Source organism: Kribbella sp. NPDC054772 (assembly GCF_053611945.1).
The window spans coordinates 380998-397129 of the sequence record NZ_JBSHBJ010000004.1; the positions used below are offsets into that span (position 1 = coordinate 380998).

General features: G+C 70.2%; 17 protein-coding genes. 9 read left to right on the forward strand and 8 right to left on the reverse strand.

Annotated features, from left to right (window positions below; genetic code table 11):
• Nucleotides 1-17 precede the first annotated feature (17 nt).
• Nucleotides 18-512 carry a MarR family winged helix-turn-helix transcriptional regulator gene (locus tag ACWGID_RS09890; protein ID WP_452196025.1) on the forward strand — a complete coding sequence of 165 codons (495 nt, stop codon included), beginning with the start codon at nt 18-20 and terminating at the stop codon, nt 510-512.
• Nucleotides 513-595: 83 nt separating this feature from the next.
• The gene (locus ACWGID_RS09895; RefSeq protein WP_452196026.1) at nt 596-2044 is read left to right on the forward strand and encodes a glycosyltransferase family 87 protein; all 1449 of its coding nucleotides are present in this window, start codon (nt 596-598) and stop codon (nt 2042-2044) included.
• Here ACWGID_RS09895 and ACWGID_RS09900 read toward each other — a convergent pair.
• The gene (locus tag ACWGID_RS09900) at nt 2041-2310 is read right to left on the reverse strand and encodes a pyridoxal-phosphate dependent enzyme (protein ID WP_452196027.1); all 270 of its coding nucleotides are present in this window, start codon (nt 2308-2310) and stop codon (nt 2041-2043) included. The genes ACWGID_RS09895 and ACWGID_RS09900 overlap by 4 nt on opposite strands.
• 84 nt (nt 2311-2394) lie before the next feature.
• On the opposite strand from ACWGID_RS09900, the gene ACWGID_RS09905 reads away from it, so the two are divergent.
• Entirely contained in the window at nt 2395-2655 is a 261-nt protein-coding gene (locus tag ACWGID_RS09905; RefSeq protein ID WP_452196028.1) for a WhiB family transcriptional regulator, read from the forward strand.
• Here the strand turns inward: ACWGID_RS09905 and ACWGID_RS09910 are convergent.
• From ACWGID_RS09910 to ACWGID_RS09925, 4 genes are read right to left on the reverse strand one after another with little or no spacing between them, the layout of a single operon-like run.
• Nucleotides 2652-3506: an ATP-grasp domain-containing protein gene (locus ACWGID_RS09910; protein WP_452196029.1), complete on the reverse strand. Its 855-nt coding sequence runs from the start codon at nt 3504-3506 to the stop codon at nt 2652-2654. The two genes, ACWGID_RS09905 and ACWGID_RS09910, sit on opposite strands and share 4 nt — an antisense overlap.
• Entirely contained in the window at nt 3463-4818 is a 1356-nt protein-coding gene (locus ACWGID_RS09915; protein ID WP_452196030.1) for a glycosyltransferase 87 family protein, read from the reverse strand. Before ACWGID_RS09915 ends, ACWGID_RS09910 begins: the two co-directional genes overlap by 44 nt.
• Entirely contained in the window at nt 4818-6074 is a 1257-nt protein-coding gene (locus tag ACWGID_RS09920; RefSeq protein WP_452196031.1) for a DUF2064 domain-containing protein, read from the reverse strand. Before ACWGID_RS09920 ends, ACWGID_RS09915 begins: the two co-directional genes overlap by 1 nt.
• A complete protein-coding gene (locus ACWGID_RS09925; RefSeq protein WP_452196032.1) occupies nt 6071-6721 on the reverse strand; it encodes a glycosyltransferase family 2 protein in 651 nt (216 codons plus the stop codon). The genes ACWGID_RS09920 and ACWGID_RS09925 overlap by 4 nt, the downstream gene beginning before the upstream one ends.
• Nucleotides 6722-6843: 122 nt before the next feature.
• On the opposite strand from ACWGID_RS09925, the gene ACWGID_RS09930 reads away from it, so the two are divergent.
• Nucleotides 6844-7539 (forward strand): response regulator transcription factor, encoded by a 696-nt coding sequence (locus ACWGID_RS09930; protein ID WP_452196033.1) that lies wholly within the window; start codon nt 6844-6846, stop codon nt 7537-7539.
• Nucleotides 7539-8699 carry a sensor histidine kinase gene (locus tag ACWGID_RS09935; protein ID WP_452196034.1) on the forward strand — a complete coding sequence of 387 codons (1161 nt, stop codon included), beginning with the start codon at nt 7539-7541 and terminating at the stop codon, nt 8697-8699. The genes ACWGID_RS09930 and ACWGID_RS09935 overlap by 1 nt, the downstream gene beginning before the upstream one ends.
• On the opposite strand, the gene ACWGID_RS09940 is transcribed toward ACWGID_RS09935, so the two are convergent.
• Complete coding sequence (locus ACWGID_RS09940) at nt 8676-9692, reverse strand: NAD-dependent epimerase/dehydratase family protein (RefSeq protein ID WP_452196035.1); 1017 nt, start codon at nt 9690-9692, stop codon at nt 8676-8678. The genes ACWGID_RS09935 and ACWGID_RS09940 overlap by 24 nt on opposite strands.
• Nucleotides 9689-10444: an S-methyl-5'-thioadenosine phosphorylase gene (locus ACWGID_RS09945; protein WP_452196036.1), complete on the reverse strand. Its 756-nt coding sequence runs from the start codon at nt 10442-10444 to the stop codon at nt 9689-9691. Before ACWGID_RS09945 ends, ACWGID_RS09940 begins: the two co-directional genes overlap by 4 nt.
• An 86-nt stretch (nt 10445-10530) precedes the next feature.
• Between ACWGID_RS09945 and ACWGID_RS09950 the strand changes: the two genes are divergently transcribed.
• Together ACWGID_RS09950 and ACWGID_RS09955 are read left to right on the forward strand one after the other, a co-directional pair.
• Nucleotides 10531-11025, forward strand: a complete 495-nt coding sequence (locus ACWGID_RS09950) for a hypothetical protein (protein ID WP_452196037.1) — start codon at nt 10531-10533, stop codon at nt 11023-11025.
• Between the two features lie 13 nt (nt 11026-11038).
• Complete coding sequence (locus ACWGID_RS09955; RefSeq protein ID WP_452196038.1) at nt 11039-11989, forward strand: RNA polymerase subunit sigma-70; 951 nt, start codon at nt 11039-11041, stop codon at nt 11987-11989.
• A gap of 67 nt (nt 11990-12056) precedes the next feature.
• Here the strand turns inward: ACWGID_RS09955 and ACWGID_RS09960 are convergent, their stop codons facing one another.
• A complete protein-coding gene (locus ACWGID_RS09960; RefSeq protein ID WP_452196039.1) occupies nt 12057-13712 on the reverse strand; it encodes a bifunctional 3'-5' exonuclease/DNA polymerase in 1656 nt (551 codons plus the stop codon).
• Nucleotides 13713-13778: 66 nt separating this feature from the next.
• Between ACWGID_RS09960 and ACWGID_RS09965 the strand changes: the two genes are divergently transcribed.
• Nucleotides 13779-15134: an aminotransferase-like domain-containing protein gene (locus ACWGID_RS09965; RefSeq protein WP_452196040.1), complete on the forward strand. Its 1356-nt coding sequence runs from the start codon at nt 13779-13781 to the stop codon at nt 15132-15134.
• 74 nt (nt 15135-15208) lie between these two features.
• Complete coding sequence (gene pdxS, locus ACWGID_RS09970) at nt 15209-16114, forward strand: pyridoxal 5'-phosphate synthase lyase subunit PdxS (protein ID WP_452196041.1); 906 nt, start codon at nt 15209-15211, stop codon at nt 16112-16114.
• Nucleotides 16115-16132: the final 18 nt, after the last annotated feature.

The window sequence follows — 16132 nt, forward strand, 5'->3', positions numbered from 1 at the left end:
GAAGATATAGTGCACGGGTGACCGATCATGTGGCGCGGATCCAGGCGGAGTGGCGGGTCGAGCGACCGGACGTCGACACCGGTCCGCAGGGTGTGATCGGCCGGTTGCACCGGATCGCGAATCAGCTCACCGGCGAGTTGACGCTGCTGTACGGCAAGTACGGGCTGACCGAGGGGGAGTTCGACGTGCTCGCGGCGTTGCGCCGCGCCGGAGCGCCGTACGAGCGGGCGCCGGGGGAGTTGGCGCTGCACACGATGGTGACGACCGGGGCGGTCACCAAGCGGGTCGATCGGCTCGAGGAGGCGGGGCTGGTGCAGCGCCGGCGCAGCGACGCGGACGGTCGCGGTCGCGTGGTCCGGCTGACTCCGGCCGGGCGACGGTTGATCGACAAGGCGTTCACGGCCCACATGGCGAACGAGCGACGGCTCCTCGAAGCCCTCACACCGGACGAGACCACGCACCTCGAAACCCTCCTCACCAAGTGGCTCGCGCATCTCGAACCCCCGAACTGACGCGGCGCGCGGGTGGTGCTTCCTGACCTACCTGGTGTCGGATGGGTAACCTCACCTGGTCGCCATACGGGCAATAGGAGATGATGCCGACCGTGACTGCACCACAACGTGAGCTCGCGCAGGCACCGTCGGACCTCGAACCGGCGGTGGCCGGCCTGACCGTCGGGCTCGGTGGGCCGACCGGGCGGTTCGCCCGGATCAGCTCGTCGTGGTGGACGCCGCTGCGGATCGTGCTCGCGGTGTGCACGATCACCTTCGGGCTCGGCGTCCTGCAGAAGGCGCCGTGTATGGAGGCCGGCTGGGACCGGCAGAGCTGGCGGCCGTTCAAGGCGCTGTGCTACTCCGACATCGGGTTCCTGTACCAGGAGCGCGGTTTCGCGGAGGGTAACCGGCCGTTCCTGGACACCGGCAACTATCCGGTGCTCGAGTACCCGGTGCTCACCGGTGGCTTCATGGAGGTCGCCGCGCAGATCACCTGGCTGATCACCGGTGACCCGAAGAAGGACCTTACCGTCGAGCAGAAGCGCGACACGGCCGGCGTGTTCTTCGTGGTCAACACCGTGATGCTCTTCCTCTGCGCGCTGCTGATCGTCGGCCTCACCGCCGCGACCGCCCGCGGGGTCGCAAAGCGCCCGGGCGCGGCGCGCGGGCAGCCACTGGACGCCCTGTACGTCGCTGCCGCACCCGCGCTCGCACTGACCTCCACGATCAACTGGGACCTGTTCGCCGTCGCGCTGACCGCCGGGGCGATGTATGCATGGTCGCGCGGGAGACCTGTGTGGTTCGGCATCCTGCTCGGCCTCGGTACGGCGGCGAAGTTCTATCCGTTCCTGCTGCTCGGGCCGTTGCTGATCGTCTGTCTGCGCGGCCGGAAACTCTGGCCGTGGTTCCAGGCGGCGATCGCGTCCGTGGTCGCGTGGGGCCTGGTGAACGCGCCGATCTACCTGCTCGCGAAGAACGAGTGGCTGTCGTTCTGGCAGTTCAACGACCAGCGGGAGAGCGACTACGGCTCGATCTGGTACGTCTTGAAGCTGGCCCAGCACGAGGTCGCGGACGTCAACCAGCTGAACATCGTGATCTTCGCCGGCTTGTGCCTGTCGATCGCGATCCTCGGGCTGATGGCGCCCCGGCCACCGAGATTCGCGCAGCTGGCGTTCCTGGTGGTCGCCGCGTTCCTGCTGGTCAACAAGGTCTACTCACCGCAGTACGTGCTGTGGCTGCTGCCGCTGGTCGCGCTGGCCCGGCCGCGGCTGCGGGACTGGCTGATCTGGCAGGCCTGCGAATGCTTCTACTGGATGCTGGTCTGGATGCATCTCGCGCAGTTCCTGGCGCCGGGCGATCCGCAGGTGCCGGACCGGATCTACTGGCTGTCGGTGATCCTCCGGATGGCCGGCACGCTGTGGCTGATGCTGGTCGTGGCTCGCGACATCCTGCTTCCGGAGAAAGATCCGGTCCGCCGGGGCGACCTGGTGGACGACCCGTCGGACGGGGTCCGCTCCGCCGCGCAGTCGCGGCGGCTCGCGCCGGCTTAGAGCAGCAGCTTCGACACGTCGAGGTTGCCGCCACTGACGACGGTGGCGGTGATCACGCCGCGCTCCCGCTCCGCGGCGGACAGCCGGAGCAGCTTGGTGAGCAGGCCGCGGACCTTGAAACTGCCGGTCTTCTGGAACAGCTCGGCCTTCAGGACCAGGTCGGCGCCGAAGTGCTCGTTCAGTGCCGACGAGGTCAGCATCGGGGTGCGGTGGATCCGTCCCTCGAGGTCCCGGGCGGCGTGGCGGATGTCGTCGAGTGTCGGCATACACCAGACCTTAAAAGGCCTGTAAGTCGATCAGATTGCGAGACAAAGACCGGGGCCGGTCCACGGGGATCTACCGTCGGTGTCATGAGGCCGACGCTGACCGTGATCGTGGATCCCGCCGACCGGTGGATGAGCCGGGCGGCGTGTATCGGCCAGGCGCCGGCGTACGACGAGGACGCGTCGCGGTGGGAGCAGCGCAAGGCGCGCGAGCTGTGCCTGACGTCGTGCCCGGTGCTGGCCGAGTGCCGGGACTGGGCGCGCCGGACGAAGTTCACCGGGACGGCCGCGGGCGAGACCCTGCTGTACGGGCGTCGCCGCGGCCATCCGGAGTCGGCGGCGAGCTAGGAGGCGACCCGACTCGCGACCGCTGCGGCCAGCTTGTCGGCCGCGGCCGGGAACTGCGGCAGGAACAGGTACGGCTCGATGAGCTCGATCTCCATCAGCAGGAAGCGGTCGTTGACGACGACGCCGTCGACCCGGGCGTAGGTGGGCGTCGGGCCGGCGGCCGCGAGCGCCGCGCGGGCGCTGTCCAGGACGGCCGGCGGCGGGTCCGTCAAGGTCACCTGACCGCCGTAGAACTCCTGGACCCGGTAGTCGTCGGCCGCGGGCGTCTTGACCACCGCGTGGCTGAACTCTCCGTCGAAGAACAGCAGCGACCACTCGCCGGCCGACTGGATCTCCGGCAGGAACGGCTGCACGAGGTAGACGATCTCGGGCAGCTCGGTGAGCGCCTGCTCCAGCTCGGGCGATCCCGCGACGCCGCGGACGGTGTGCAGCGCGTTGCCGCTCACGGTCGGCTTCACGACGATCTCCTGGCCGGACAGCCCGGCCACGACCTCGCGCAGGCAGGCGCCCGCCGCGACCTGGGACGGAACGATCGACACGCCCTGCTCGCGCAGCTCCAGCAGGTACTGCTTGTCGCTGTTCCAGCGGACCTGGCCCGCGTCGTTCAGCACCGGTACACCGGACTTGTCGAGCAGCGCCAGCCACTCGGTGAACTCGTCGTAGCGCAGGAAGTAGTCCCACACCGTGCGCAGCAGGACCGCGTCGTAGGCGGACCAGGCGACCGACGGGTCGGTCCAGACCTCGACCACCGGGTCGAGGCCCGCGGCGCGGAGGGCGTCCAGGAGGGGGCGTTCGTGCGGGTGCAACTCAGCGAGTTCGGCCGACGTCGCGAGGGCGATGCGTTTCGTCACGCCCGACAGTGTTGGCGCGCAGGGGCGGTGCGGTCAAACCTGATTCCGCAACCATTCGATGACGGATCGTGACGGCGATGACAACGATGACAGCCGCGCCGAGGTAGCTCAAGCCCTGCCGCGTGTCGTGCCCGAAGCTCGCGTAGGCGACGTACGAGGCGAGCGGTACGGCGATCCACTCGGGGCGGCGGGCGAGTGCCGCGAGGGCGATCAGCGGGAGGCCGTACCACGGGTACGTCGGTGTGGCGATCAGCAGCGCCGCGCCGTACAGCCAGCAGCAGGTGAGGGCGATCGGGTCCCGCCGGGTGCGGTGGAAGGCGAGTGCGGCAAGGGCCAGGGCGAGGACCGCGGCGACGAGTTGGCGGGGCCCAGGAGGCAGCAGGAGCGCGAGAATCGCCGATCGCGAGCTGCCGTCCTCGAACCCTTCCTGGTCCAGGTAGCCGGGCAGGAACCCGAGTACCAAGATGCCGACGGCAAGGACGTGCGGGAGGTACGACGCAATGAAGGTGCCGACGGCAAGCATCGGCCGTCGGGTGCGGAACGCGGGGAGCAGCAACAGGGGGAGGAGTTTGACGCTGCTGGCCGCCCCGAGTAGGACGGCGGCGAGTTTCGGGCGGCGTGCGGTGGTGACGACGGCCGCCGTGATCAGCAGGGCGGCGAGGACGTCGATATGGGCAGCGTTGCCTGCCTCCAGAGCGACGATCGGTGACCAACCCCACAAGGCGGCCCAGCGTGGGTTCTGTACGGCGAGTAGCCAGGTGAGTGCGATCGCGAGCAACGCCGCCGCGATCTGGAGTCCCAGCGTGCCCGCGGACCACGGAGTGACGAGCGCGGCCACGGCGAAGTACGCCTCGGCGACCGGTGGGTAGATGGTCGGTACTGACGGTCGGTTGATCCGCGTCCGCGCGTCGTCGACGGGTTGCTCGGCCGCATCCGCGGGGATCCCGGTGATCCCCGAGCGATCAGTCGGTGACAGGCCGGGGAAGAGCTTCGGATCCCGCAGCCGCGCCAGCGAGTCGTCCAAGGGCACATGCGCGTACGGCGAGTGTCCGGACAACTGCACGCGGCCGTCCCACACGTACCGATAGGCATCCGTGCTCGTGATCGGCGCATGCAGCAACCCCGGCACCTGACACAGCCCGGCAACGATCACCACCGCGGCGAGACTCAATCCACGCCCGAACCGCCACACCACCGCGAGTACCAGCAGGCTCCCGGTTACGAGCACCACATTCGGCCACCAGTCGAGGTACGCGGCGCCGATGGCTGCGGCAGAGGCTGCTACCGCGACGATGCCGGCGAGTATGCGCATCACGCGGTTCGGCGGAGGGTGAGGAAGGCTCGGTGGCCGGCTCGCCAGTCCTCGGTGGGGTGCAGGCGTGCGGTCCGGGCGTGGGCGATCAGGGCGCGGGCGCCTACTCTTGCCCAGGGCAACGGTAGCGAGTGGCGGCCGGTGGAGCTGCGCAGCACGATCGGTGCGGTGTCGTCGAGTTCGTCGTTGGGATCCACCTCGACGAGGACGATTCCGTCGGGGCGGACCAGCTCGGCGCACCGGCGGAGCAAATCGACGGGAGCACCGCCGATCCCGATGTTCCCGTCCATCAGCAGCACGCTGCCCCAACGCCCCTCGCCCGGCAGCCGGTCCTGCACCGGCCGATGCAGCGCGGCCGCGCCGCGGGAGGTCGTCAACGAGATTGCCCGCGGCGACACGTCGACCCCGAGGGCCGGAATCCCACGCTCCGCCAGCGCGGTCACAATCCGCCCCGGCCCGCACCCAATGTCGAGCACGGGACCTTCGCAGCGGCTCAACGCCAACCGATCGACCTCGTCGGCGGGCGCCTGCCAGCGGTCCAGCTCCGACAGCGACGGCAGCGTCCGCCCATCGATGCCGGTAGCAACAACATGCGCCGTACCGCCGAGCGCCTGCTCGAACAGCAGTCCCGGATGCGCCGCGTGCTGCAGCCGTCGGTACAGCCGCGAGACGCGCAACGCCGGGAACTCGGCCGCGAGGTGCGCCGCGTCGCGTGGCGTGTCCATGTCCCGCAGCGTCGGCAGCATCAGCACCCGCAGTCCGAGTGACTCGAGTCGCCGCAGCTGATCGAGCCCGGTGTGATCGGTCGACATCGGTACGCCGACCAGCGCGCGACGATCCGGGACACGGAGCCCGAGACACCAGTACCCGCCGTCCTCGGTCAGCCCGAGCACAGCGTCGTACCCGAACCAGTGGAAGTCGAGCAGTTCGGGCCGGAGCTGCGGTGTGTCCATCCCCACGAGCAGCATCGGCGAGCCGGCGTACGCGTCCTCGAACGCGGCGGCGAGCCGTTCGTCGAGTCCCGCGCCGCGCTGGCAGATGACCTCGAATCCGGCCGGCAGCCAGGGGCCCGGATCACCCTCGAGCGCGAGGACCCGCCGCGACGCGGGCGCCGACCGGACCGCGCTCAGCGTGTCGACGAGCGACGCCCGGGCCAGCGCGGCCGCCTCGTGCGCGGTGAACTCGGTCTGCAGCCGGGTCTTCACCCGCCCCGGCACGGGCTCCTTCGCGATGACGATCAGCGTGCCGCGCGTCATCGGACCAGCACCTTCGACATGTCGAGCACCGCTCGCGCCGCGCCGAGCGGCGTACCGGTGACCTTCGAGCGACCCGAGCGCGGCAGGTAGTCGACGTCGACCTCGGCGATCCGCCAGCCGGCGTCGGCGGCGCGGACCACGGTCTCCAACGGGTACCCGGACCGGCGGTCGGCGAGACCGAGAGCGAGGAGCGCCGTACGGCGGGCCGCGCGCATCGGACCGAGATCGTGCAGCGCAACACCGGTACGCCGCCTGATCCGGCGCGACAGTTCCGCGTTCGCGAGCCGGAGATGCCACGGCCACACCTGCCGCGAGACCGGGCGGCGCCGACCGAGGACGAGATCCCAGTGCCCGGCGACGACCGGAGCAATGACCCGGACGAGCTGTCGCGGATCGAGGGACGCGTCGGCGTCCATCACCGCGACCACGTCGGCCTCGGCAGCCTCCAGACCGGCGTGACACGCGGCGCCGTACCCCTTGACCGGGCACCGTACGACGGTGGCGCCAAGAGCTGCCGCGATCTCGGGGGAACCGTCGGTCGAGCCGTTGTCGACGACGACGGCCCGGACGCCGGGCGGGAGACGTTCGAGGATCCAGGGCAGGGCGGCCGCCTCGTTCAGGCACGGCAGGACGAGATCGACGGACATTCTTCGACGGTAAGGACGCGGGCCCTCTCGCGGCGCCGGTTCCTGGCTACGGGTTGCTTACGGCGTACTGCGGGACGGTGCTGATGCGGCTCGCGACCACGGGGAGGATCTACGCTCTGAGCGTGGCTACTCGTGTGCTCGTCGTCGATGACGACCCGACCGTGTCCAATGTCGTCTCGGCGTACCTGACCAAGGCCGGGTACGACGCCCGCGTGGTGGCGGACGGCGTCTCGGCCGTCGAGGTCTGGCAGCAGTGGAAGCCGTCTGTCGTCGTGCTGGACGTGATGCTGCCCGGTCTGTCCGGTCTCGAGGTACTGCGCCGGATGCGCGCCGCAGACGACAGCGCGGCGGTGATCATGTTGTCCGCGCGCGGCGAGGAGGAGGACCGGCTGGTCGGCCTCGAGGTCGGCGCGGACGACTACGTGGTCAAGCCGTTCAGCCCGCGCGAGCTGACGTTGCGGGTGCAGGCGATGGTCCGGCGCGAGGAGCGGCTGGCCGGGCTGGACCTGACGCCGACCAAGCTGAGCGCCGGGCCGGTGATGGTCGACACCGCGGCGCGGCGGGCGTTCCTGAACGACGCGGAGCTGTCGCTGACGCACCGCGAGTTCGACCTGCTCGCGTACCTGGTCGCGCACGCCGGCAAGGCCTACACCAAGGCCGAGCTGCTGCGCCGGGTGTGGGGCTGGGACTTCGGCGACTCCTCGACCGTCACCGTGCACGTGCGGCGGCTGCGGGAGAAGATCGAGGTCGACCCGTCCGACCCGAAGCTGGTCCTGACCGTGCCGCGGACCGGGTACCTGTTCGCCGGTGACGCCTGATGAACAAGGACATGGCCACGATCATGGCGCTCACCACGCTGTGGACCTTGGTGGTCGCGGCGATCGGGGCGGCGGTGCTGTGGCAGTTCCGGCGGCGCTCGTTGCGCGTGACAGTGATCGTTGCCGGCCTGGCACCGATGGCGGCCGCGCTGGCCGCCGTGCTGCAGAGCGTCCGGGCGATGTTCATCTCCGAGCACGACTCGTGGGTCGTGTTGTGGACGCTGGCGTTCGCGTCCCTGCTCGGTCTGGTGATGTCGCTGCTGCTCGGGCAGTGGATCAGCAGCGGGTCGCGGGATGTCGGCCGGCGGTTGCGGCAGCTCGGGACGTCCTACGAGCCGACCGAGGCTGCGGCTGGGGCTGTGCCTGCCGAGCTCGCGGATCTGACGAACGAACTGGAGATGACCCGGCAGAAACTCGCTGCGTCGCACGATCGGGAGCGGGCGCTGGAGGCGAGCCGGCGGGAGCTCGTGGCGTTCATGTCCCACGACCTGCGGACGCCGCTGGCCGGGTTGCGAGCGGTCTCCGAGGGGCTCGAGGACGGCGTGATCGACGACGTACCGGGTGCGTTGCGGCAGATGCGGTCGACGGTGGATCGAATGACCGGACTGGTGGACGACTTGTTCGAGCTGTCCCGGTTGTCGGCGGATCCGCTGCCGCGGCGGCGGTCGGCGGTCAGTCTGCGGGAGCTGGCCGAGGACGTCGCGGGGGAGAACAACGAGCACGCGCGGGCGGAGGGCGTCCGGCTGGCGGTGTCGACGCCGCACGACGACGATCGGCTCGCGGTGCAAGGTGATCCGGACGAGTTGACCCGCGCGGTGACGAACCTGGTGGGCAACGCGATCCGGCATACGGCCGCGGGTGGTACGGTCACGGTGTCGGTCGATCGTGAGCCCGACGGGCGGGTCAAGCTCGCGGTCACCGACGGGTGCGGTGGGATTCCGGCCGACGATCTGGAGCGGGTGTTCGATGTCGGCTGGCGTGGCGACGAGCAGCGGACCCCTTCGGCTGCCGAGGGCCGCTCGAGTGGCGGCGGTCTCGGGCTGGCGATCGCGCGGGGTGTCGTCGAGTCCCACGAGGGGAAGATTGCCGTCAGCAATGTCGACGGTGGCTGTGCGTTCCAGATCGACCTTCCGGCCTCAGCCGGCAGCCGAGCCGAGTAGGTCCGAGAGACCCGCGGTCAGGTCGTACGCCGGCTTCCAGCCCAGCTCGTGCTTGAGGCGGTCCGACGACGCGGTGATGTGGCGGACGTCGCCGAGGCGGTACTCGCCGGTGACGATCGGCGGTGCGCCGCCGTACGCCCGGGACAGCTCAGCGGCGACCTCACCGATCGTGGTGACGGTTCCGCTGCCGACGTTGTATGCCCGGAACGAGGGCTGATCCGGTAGCGCGGCGGTCGACAGCGTGACGGCAGTTGCGATGTCGTGGACGTGAACGAAGTCGCGGCGCTGGCCGCCGTCCTCGAAGACCCGGGGCGTGTCCCCGCGTTCGAGGGCGGAGCGGAAGATCGCGGCGACCCCGGCGTACGGCGTGTTGCGCGGCATACCGGGGCCGTAGACATTGTGGAAGCGCAGCGCGGTGACCCGCCCGCCCGTTTCGCGGGCCCAGGTGGCGGCTAGGTGCTCGCCGTTGAGTTTGCTGGCCGCGTAGGCGTTCCGCGGATCCGGTACGGCGTCCTCGGTGACGAGTCCTGGTTCCAGCGGCGCACCGCAGTACGGGCAGGGCGGTTCGAAGCGGCCGTTGTCGAGGTCCTCGGTACGGCGTGGTCCCGGCGCGACCTGTCCGTGGGTGGGGCAGTCGTAGCGACCTTCGCCGTACACGACCATCGAGCTCGCGTAGACGAGGTTCCGGATGGTGCCGAGGGACTTCAGGAGGACCGCCGTACCGAGGCTGTTGGTGGAGACGTAGTCGTCGATGTCGTCGAGATTGACGCCTAGTCCCACCTTCGCGGCCAGATGGATGACGGTGTCGATGCCGTTGAACGTTCGTTGGTCGCGGATGTCGCCGACGATCAGGCCGGGGCGGGGCTCCGGGCGGTGCGCGTGGACGTCCGGACGGAACGAGTCGAGGACCGTGACTTCGTGGCCCTCGGCAAGGAGTTGGGCGTGGACGTGGGTGCCGATGAAGCCGGCGCCGCCGGTGAGCAGAACTCTCATCGCGCGTCCCGGCAGGTGCAGTCCGCGTCCGGTTTCGGGAGCTGACCGATCACGTCCTGGAGCAGCCCTCGCAAGCGCTCGATGCTGTGCTCGAACGCAGCGAACACCTCGGCCTGCGTCACGCCGCTGCCGCTCTCGACGCCCGCGTCGTGGTCGGTGACGACGGCGATCGACGTGTAACACAGGCCGAGCTCGCGGGCGATCGCCGCCTCGGGAGCGCCCGTCATGCCGACCACCGACCAGCCTTGCGCGGCGTGCCACTGCGACTCGGCGCGAGTCGAGAACCGCGGGCCGTTGATCACCACCATCGTCCCCTCGGGTACGACGTTGCCGGTGGCAATCACCGTGGCCCGGCCTACGGGACAGTACGGGTCGGCCGCCGAGGTGTGGACGACCGGCGCTTCGTCGTACACCGTGTGCTCGCGGCCCCAGGTGCGGTCGACGTACTGATCGGGGACGACGAACGTGCCTGGGGTGAGCTCGGGTTTCAGCGAGCCGACCGCGCACGGGGCGAGGACCTGGCGGACGCCGAGCTCGCGGAGCGCCCACAAGTTGGCGCGATAGTTGACCCGGTGCGGCGGGAACTGGTGGTCGGTGCCGTGCCGCGGGATGAACGCGACCTGCCGCCCGTCGAGGTCCCCGACCACCGGCGCCGCACTGGGCGCGCCGAACGGGGTGTCGACCGGGACGGTCTCCGTGTCGGTCAGGAACGTGTAGAAACCGGAGCCGCCGATCACGCCGATGTCAGCCATAGCGACGACGCTAGTGCCGTTCCGCGCCGCGACTACGGGATCCGGCCGGACCGTCAGCGCTCCGTAAGGGGTGATCGAATGGGGGCGTGGAGATCTCCTGGGCGCTGTTCATGGGCGGCGCGGTGGTGCTGCTGCTCGGCGCCTACGCGAGCTGGACGGCCGGGCGGCTCGATCGTCTGCACGCCCGGGCCGACCTGGCCCGGGCGACGCTGGAGAAGGAACTGGCCCAGCGCTCCGCGTTGGTCGCCGAGCTGGCCGGCGCCGACATCCTCGACCCGGCGTCGTCGCTTCTGCTGCTCGACGCCGCACACCGGGCCCGGGCCGCCTCGCTGGACCCGATGGAGGCGCGTGAGCAGGCGGAGTCGGCGCTCTCCCGCGCGGTCCATGCCACCAGCACCGATGTCGAGCCGTGGGCCGGCGAACTGAACCTCGCGATGCGCCGCGTGCAACTCGCCCGGCGCTTCCACAATGACGTCGTAGTGTCGACCCGGGACCTCCGGCAGCGCCGGCTGGTCCTGTGGTTCCGGCTGGCCGGCCGAGCCTCGATGCCTGCCACGATCGAGCTCGAGGACGGCGACTGAGGAGAGGGCGGATGTGAGCGGCTTCGAGGAGGACGTCGAGCGGTACCGGCACGAGCTGCGGGTGCACTGTTACCGGATGCTCGGGTCGTACGACGAGGCCGAGGACCTGGTGCAGGAGACGTTCCTGCGGGCGTGGCGGGGGCTCGACGACTTCGAGGGGCGGTCGTCGGTGCGAGCCTGGCTGTACCGGATCGCGACCAACGCGTGCATCGACGTACGGCGTCCTCGGCGGGTGCTGCCGTACCAGTTGGAGCCTGCGTCGTTTCCTGCCACCGCGTTGCCGGCGCGGGAGGACGTGCCGTGGCTGCAGCCGTTTCCCGACGTACTGCTGGATCGTGCTGAGGAGCCGGACTCGGTGACGATTCGGCGCGAGACGATCGAGCTCGCGTTCCTGATCGCCATCCAGCACCTGCCACCGCGGCAGCGCGCCGTATTGATCTTCCGTGACGTCCTAGGCTGGTCGGCCCGCGAGACCGCCGCGGCCGTCGACCTGTCGGTGGCGGCCGTCAACTCCGCCCTGCAACGCGCCCGCCCGGTCCTCCGCGAGCACCTACCACCGCACCGCGCCGAATGGTCCGCCCGCGACTCATCCGACGACGAACGCAAACTCCTGCACCGCTACATGACCGCCTGGGACGCCGCCGACCCGTCAGCGCTGGCGGCCCTGATGCACGAGGACATCCGCATCACCATGCCGCCGTACCCCTTCTGGTTCGAAGGCCGCACCGACGCCCTCCGATCGCTCACCCCCAACCTGACCCCCGCCTACCGCGGCCACTGGCGCTTCCTCCCCACGAGGGTCAACCGCCAGCCAACCCTCGCCGCCTACCTCAAACCTCCAACCGCAACCACCTACCACCTCTTCGCCCTCGACATCTTCCGCCTCGAGTCCGGCCGCATAGCCGAAATAACCGCCTTCGAAACCACCAACCCCCACCCCTACAACCTCCCGGAAACCCTGTGACGGAAGGGAAGGGGCAGACGCCGTTTTCGCTCGGGGTTTTGCGTTTGCGGTGTGCCACGGGGGACGGCTACTTGGCGTCGGCGTAGGTCTGGACGGTTGCGGTGGTGAAGGCGAAGTTGGTGGGGGTTGCACCGAAGGTGAGTGTGCCGGCGCGGTCGCCGGCGGACTGGATCGCTTCGGTGACCGTGGCGGCCTCGTCGGCGGGGCAGTGCACGATGACTTCGTCGTGCTGGAAGAAGACGAGCTCGGCCTTGAGCGCCGTGAGCGCCTGACGCAACGCGGCGAGCATCAGCAGCGCCCAGTCCGCGGCGGAACCCTGGACGACGAAGTTGCGGGTGAAGCGACCGCGGGCGCGGGCGTGCCGCGGGTCGGTCTCGGGGACGTCCGCGGCAGGGCCTTCGAGGAGCGCGGCGTCGAGCGCGTGACCGGCCGGTGGGCAGGTGCGGCCGAGGTACGTCCGTACGAGCCGGCCCTCCTCACCGAGGCGCGCGGCGTCGTCGACGTACGCGACCGCTCGGGGGAATCGTTTGCGGAGCATCGCCAGGTTCTTCAGGCCGTCGCCCGACGTCTGCCCGTAGATCGCACCCAGTACGGCGATCTTCGCCTGCGCGCGGTCACCCGAGAACGCGCGATCCGAGACCGCCTTGTACAGATCGCCGGCGTCGCTCGCGACCTCCATCAGCGCGGGATCGCGGGAGATCGCGGCGAGGATCCGCGGCTCGAGCTGCGACGCGTCCGCGACGACCAGCCGCCAGCCCGGGTCGGCGACCACCGCCCGCCGGATCACCTTCGGGATCTGCAGACCTCCACCACCGTTGGTGATCCACCGCCCCGAAACCGTCCCACCCGGCACGAACCCGGGCCGGAACCGCCCGTCGTGCACCCAGTCGTGCAACCAGCTCCAGCCGTTCGCCGTGTAGATCCGGTAGAGCTTCTTGTACTCGATCAGCGGCGGCACGGCCGGATGGTCGATGTGCTCCAGCTCCCACCGCCGCGTCGTCTTCACCTGGTACCCGGCCTGCTTGAACGCCTTCAGTACGTCGGCGGGCAGCTCCGGCCGCACCCGATGCCCGAACGCCGCCGAGATCTCGTCGGCGAGCTCGGTCAACCGCCGCGGCTCACCCGTCCCGCCGAACCGTTCGCCGAGCAGCTCGCTCAGCACCTCACGATGCGCGTCCGCACTCCACGGCAACCCCGCGCGGTCCATCTCGGCGGCGATCAGCATCGCCGACGATTCCGATGCCGTGAGCAACCGCATGCGATCCGGGTACTCCGCGAGGGCGTGCCGGCGGAGCTGGTCGGCGTACACCCTCAAGAGCGCCTGGAACGGGATCGGCTCCGCCGGGATGTCGAACAGCGACGACTGCTCACCCGGTACGACGGCGCGCAACGGCGGATCGGGTGGGACCGGGGCACCGCTCAGCCGGGCCCAGGCGGCGGCCGCGGAGCGTGGCTCGCCGAGCCGGCCCTCGTGGCCGAGCAGAAGGCCCTCGGTGTTCTCGAGGTCGTAGCAGCGCTCGACCCGCACGCCGGCGGTGAGCAGCCGCGGGTAGATCTCCGCGGACGAGCGCCAGACCCAGCGAGTCACCTGCGGCCGGGAGGCGACGGCCGTGGCCAGATCGGGCTCGTGCCGGATCTCGCCGGCCGGCTGCCCGTCCGGATGCAGCGCGACAAGCGTCGCCCCACCCCCGTCCTCCGGGGCAATCGCCCACCGCTCGTCCATGTCCAAATCCTCACATCCCCCACCGACACTGGGAGACCATGAGGCCAGTTGTGGGAGGCTGGACTTATGTGGCGGGTGGGGGATCTGGAGTCGGCGGACGGGACGAAGACCGAGCAGGTCGAGGGGCTGGTGCTCCGGCGGATCGAGCGGGGTGACCTGTCGATCGGTTCCCGGTTGCCGTCGGAGCGGGTGCTCGCGGAGCGGCTCGGGGTGAGTCGCGTGACGGTCGTCCGCGCGTTGGAGAACCTGCGGCGGGACGGCGTACTGGAGACCAAGCGGGGCTCAGGCACCGTCGTGCGGCCGCTGGACAGGTTGCTGGACCCGGTGGCGCCCGCGTCCACGGTGACGGCGGGAGACCAGCCGGTGCTGGACCTCCGCTTCGCGACGACCGCGGCGCCGCATGACGTGGCCGAGGCGGTGGCGCAGATCATGCAGGACGAGCTGCCGCAAGCGATGGGCGGCGACGGTCCACCACCTGGCGGCTCGCAAGAGCTGAGGGCCGCCCTGGCCGAGCGGCTCACCAGAGAGGGCGTGCCGACCGAACCGGACCAGCTGACCCTCACAGTCGGCGCAGCAGCCGGACTGAACGCGGCACTGGCCGGTCTGGACCTCGGACCAGGCGTAGCGATCACCGAGACCCCGACGTACCCGGCTGCCTTTGATCTGCTGCGGAAGCACCGCCTGGACGTAGCAGGCTGGCCCGCCGGCGTCTGGGACACCGACCAGCTCGCGCACCTCTGCCGACGGCACCGCCCGAAGGTCATCTACCTCCAGGCCGACAACCACAACCCAACCGGCCTGAGCCTCCCCGCCGATCGACGCCAGGCCGTCGTGGAGATTGCCCGCAGGTACGGCGCTGCGCTGATCAGCGACGAGACGATGCGACCACTCTGGCTGGCCAGTGGGGACCAGGCTGACCCATTGAGCCGCTACCCGCGCACGGTCAGCGTCGGCTCGCTCTCCAAGACGGTCTGGGGCGGACTGCGCGTCGGGTGGGTCCGCACCGGCAAGCAGCTCCGCAGGCGCATCAACACGGCCGCACAGCTCAGCGTGGCGTCACCGAGTGCGCTGGACGACCTGCTGGCGCGGGCGATCGTCCAGAAGCTCGACAAGGTGATCAGCAGACGGCGTACCCGGCTGCGCGCCAATCTGGCGGCTCTGGAGACCGGACTGAAGTCGCTCAACGGTGTGGCATGGGCCACGCCCACAGGCGGTATGACGCTGTGGCTCGAGCTGACCGAGACCAGAGCGCGCCGTGTGCTGGAGGCGGCCCGGGAACAGGGCCTGCTGCTCGGCGCCGGTGACCTGTTCACGCCGGACGGGACCGACCGGCGGCACATCCGGATCCCGTTCACGGCCCCGCCGGCCACGCTCCGGCTGGTGGTCGCGCGACTGGGGGAGGCGATGAGTCAGTCCACTTGATCCGGAGTGGACTGAAGTCTGGTGCCCGGTAGCTCCTAATCTGGACAGCGAGCCCCACCACCAGGAGGAATGCAGTGACCGAGAACCAGACCCCGCAGCCGGAGACCGGCACCGCCAAGGTGAAGCGCGGGATGGCGGAGATGCTCAAGGGCGGCGTGATCATGGACGTCGTCACCGCTGAGCAGGCCAAGATCGCCGAGGACGCCGGCGCGGTCGCGGTGATGGCGCTGGAGCGGGTCCCGGCCGACATCCGCGCCCAGGGCGGCGTCTCCCGGATGAGCGACCCGGACATGATCGACAGCATCATCAACGCGGTGTCGATCCCGGTGATGGCCAAGGCCCGGATCGGTCACTTCGTCGAGGCACAGGTGCTGCAGAGCCTCGGGGTGGACTACATCGACGAGTCCGAGGTGCTCACCCCGGCCGACTACGCGAACCACATCGACAAGTGGAACTTCACCGTTCCCTTCGTCTGTGGCGCGACCAACCTGGGTGAGGCGCTGCGCCGGATCACCGAGGGCGCGGCGATGATCCGCTCCAAGGGCGAGGCCGGCACCGGTGACGTCTCGAACGCCACCACCCACATGCGCCAGATCCGCCAGGAGCTCCGCAAGCTGCAGAGCCTGCCGGAGGACGAGCTGTACGTCGCCGCGAAGGAACTGCAGGCGCCGTACGAGCTGGTCAAGGAGGTCGCGCTGGCCGGCAAGCTCCCGGTGGTGCTGTTCACCGCCGGCGGGATCGCCACCCCGGCCGACGCCGCGATGATGATGCAGCTCGGCGCCGAGGGCGTGTTCGTCGGCTCGGGCATCTTCAAGTCCGGCAACCCGGCGCAGCGCGCCGAGGCGATCGTCAAGGCCACCACGTTCTACGACGACCCCGACGTACTCGCCAAGGTTTCCCGCGGTCTGGGCGAGGCGATGGTCGGCATCAACGTCGACGAGATCCCGCAGCCGCACCGCCTCGCCGAGCGCGGCTGGTAACGCGAACAACGGACGCGC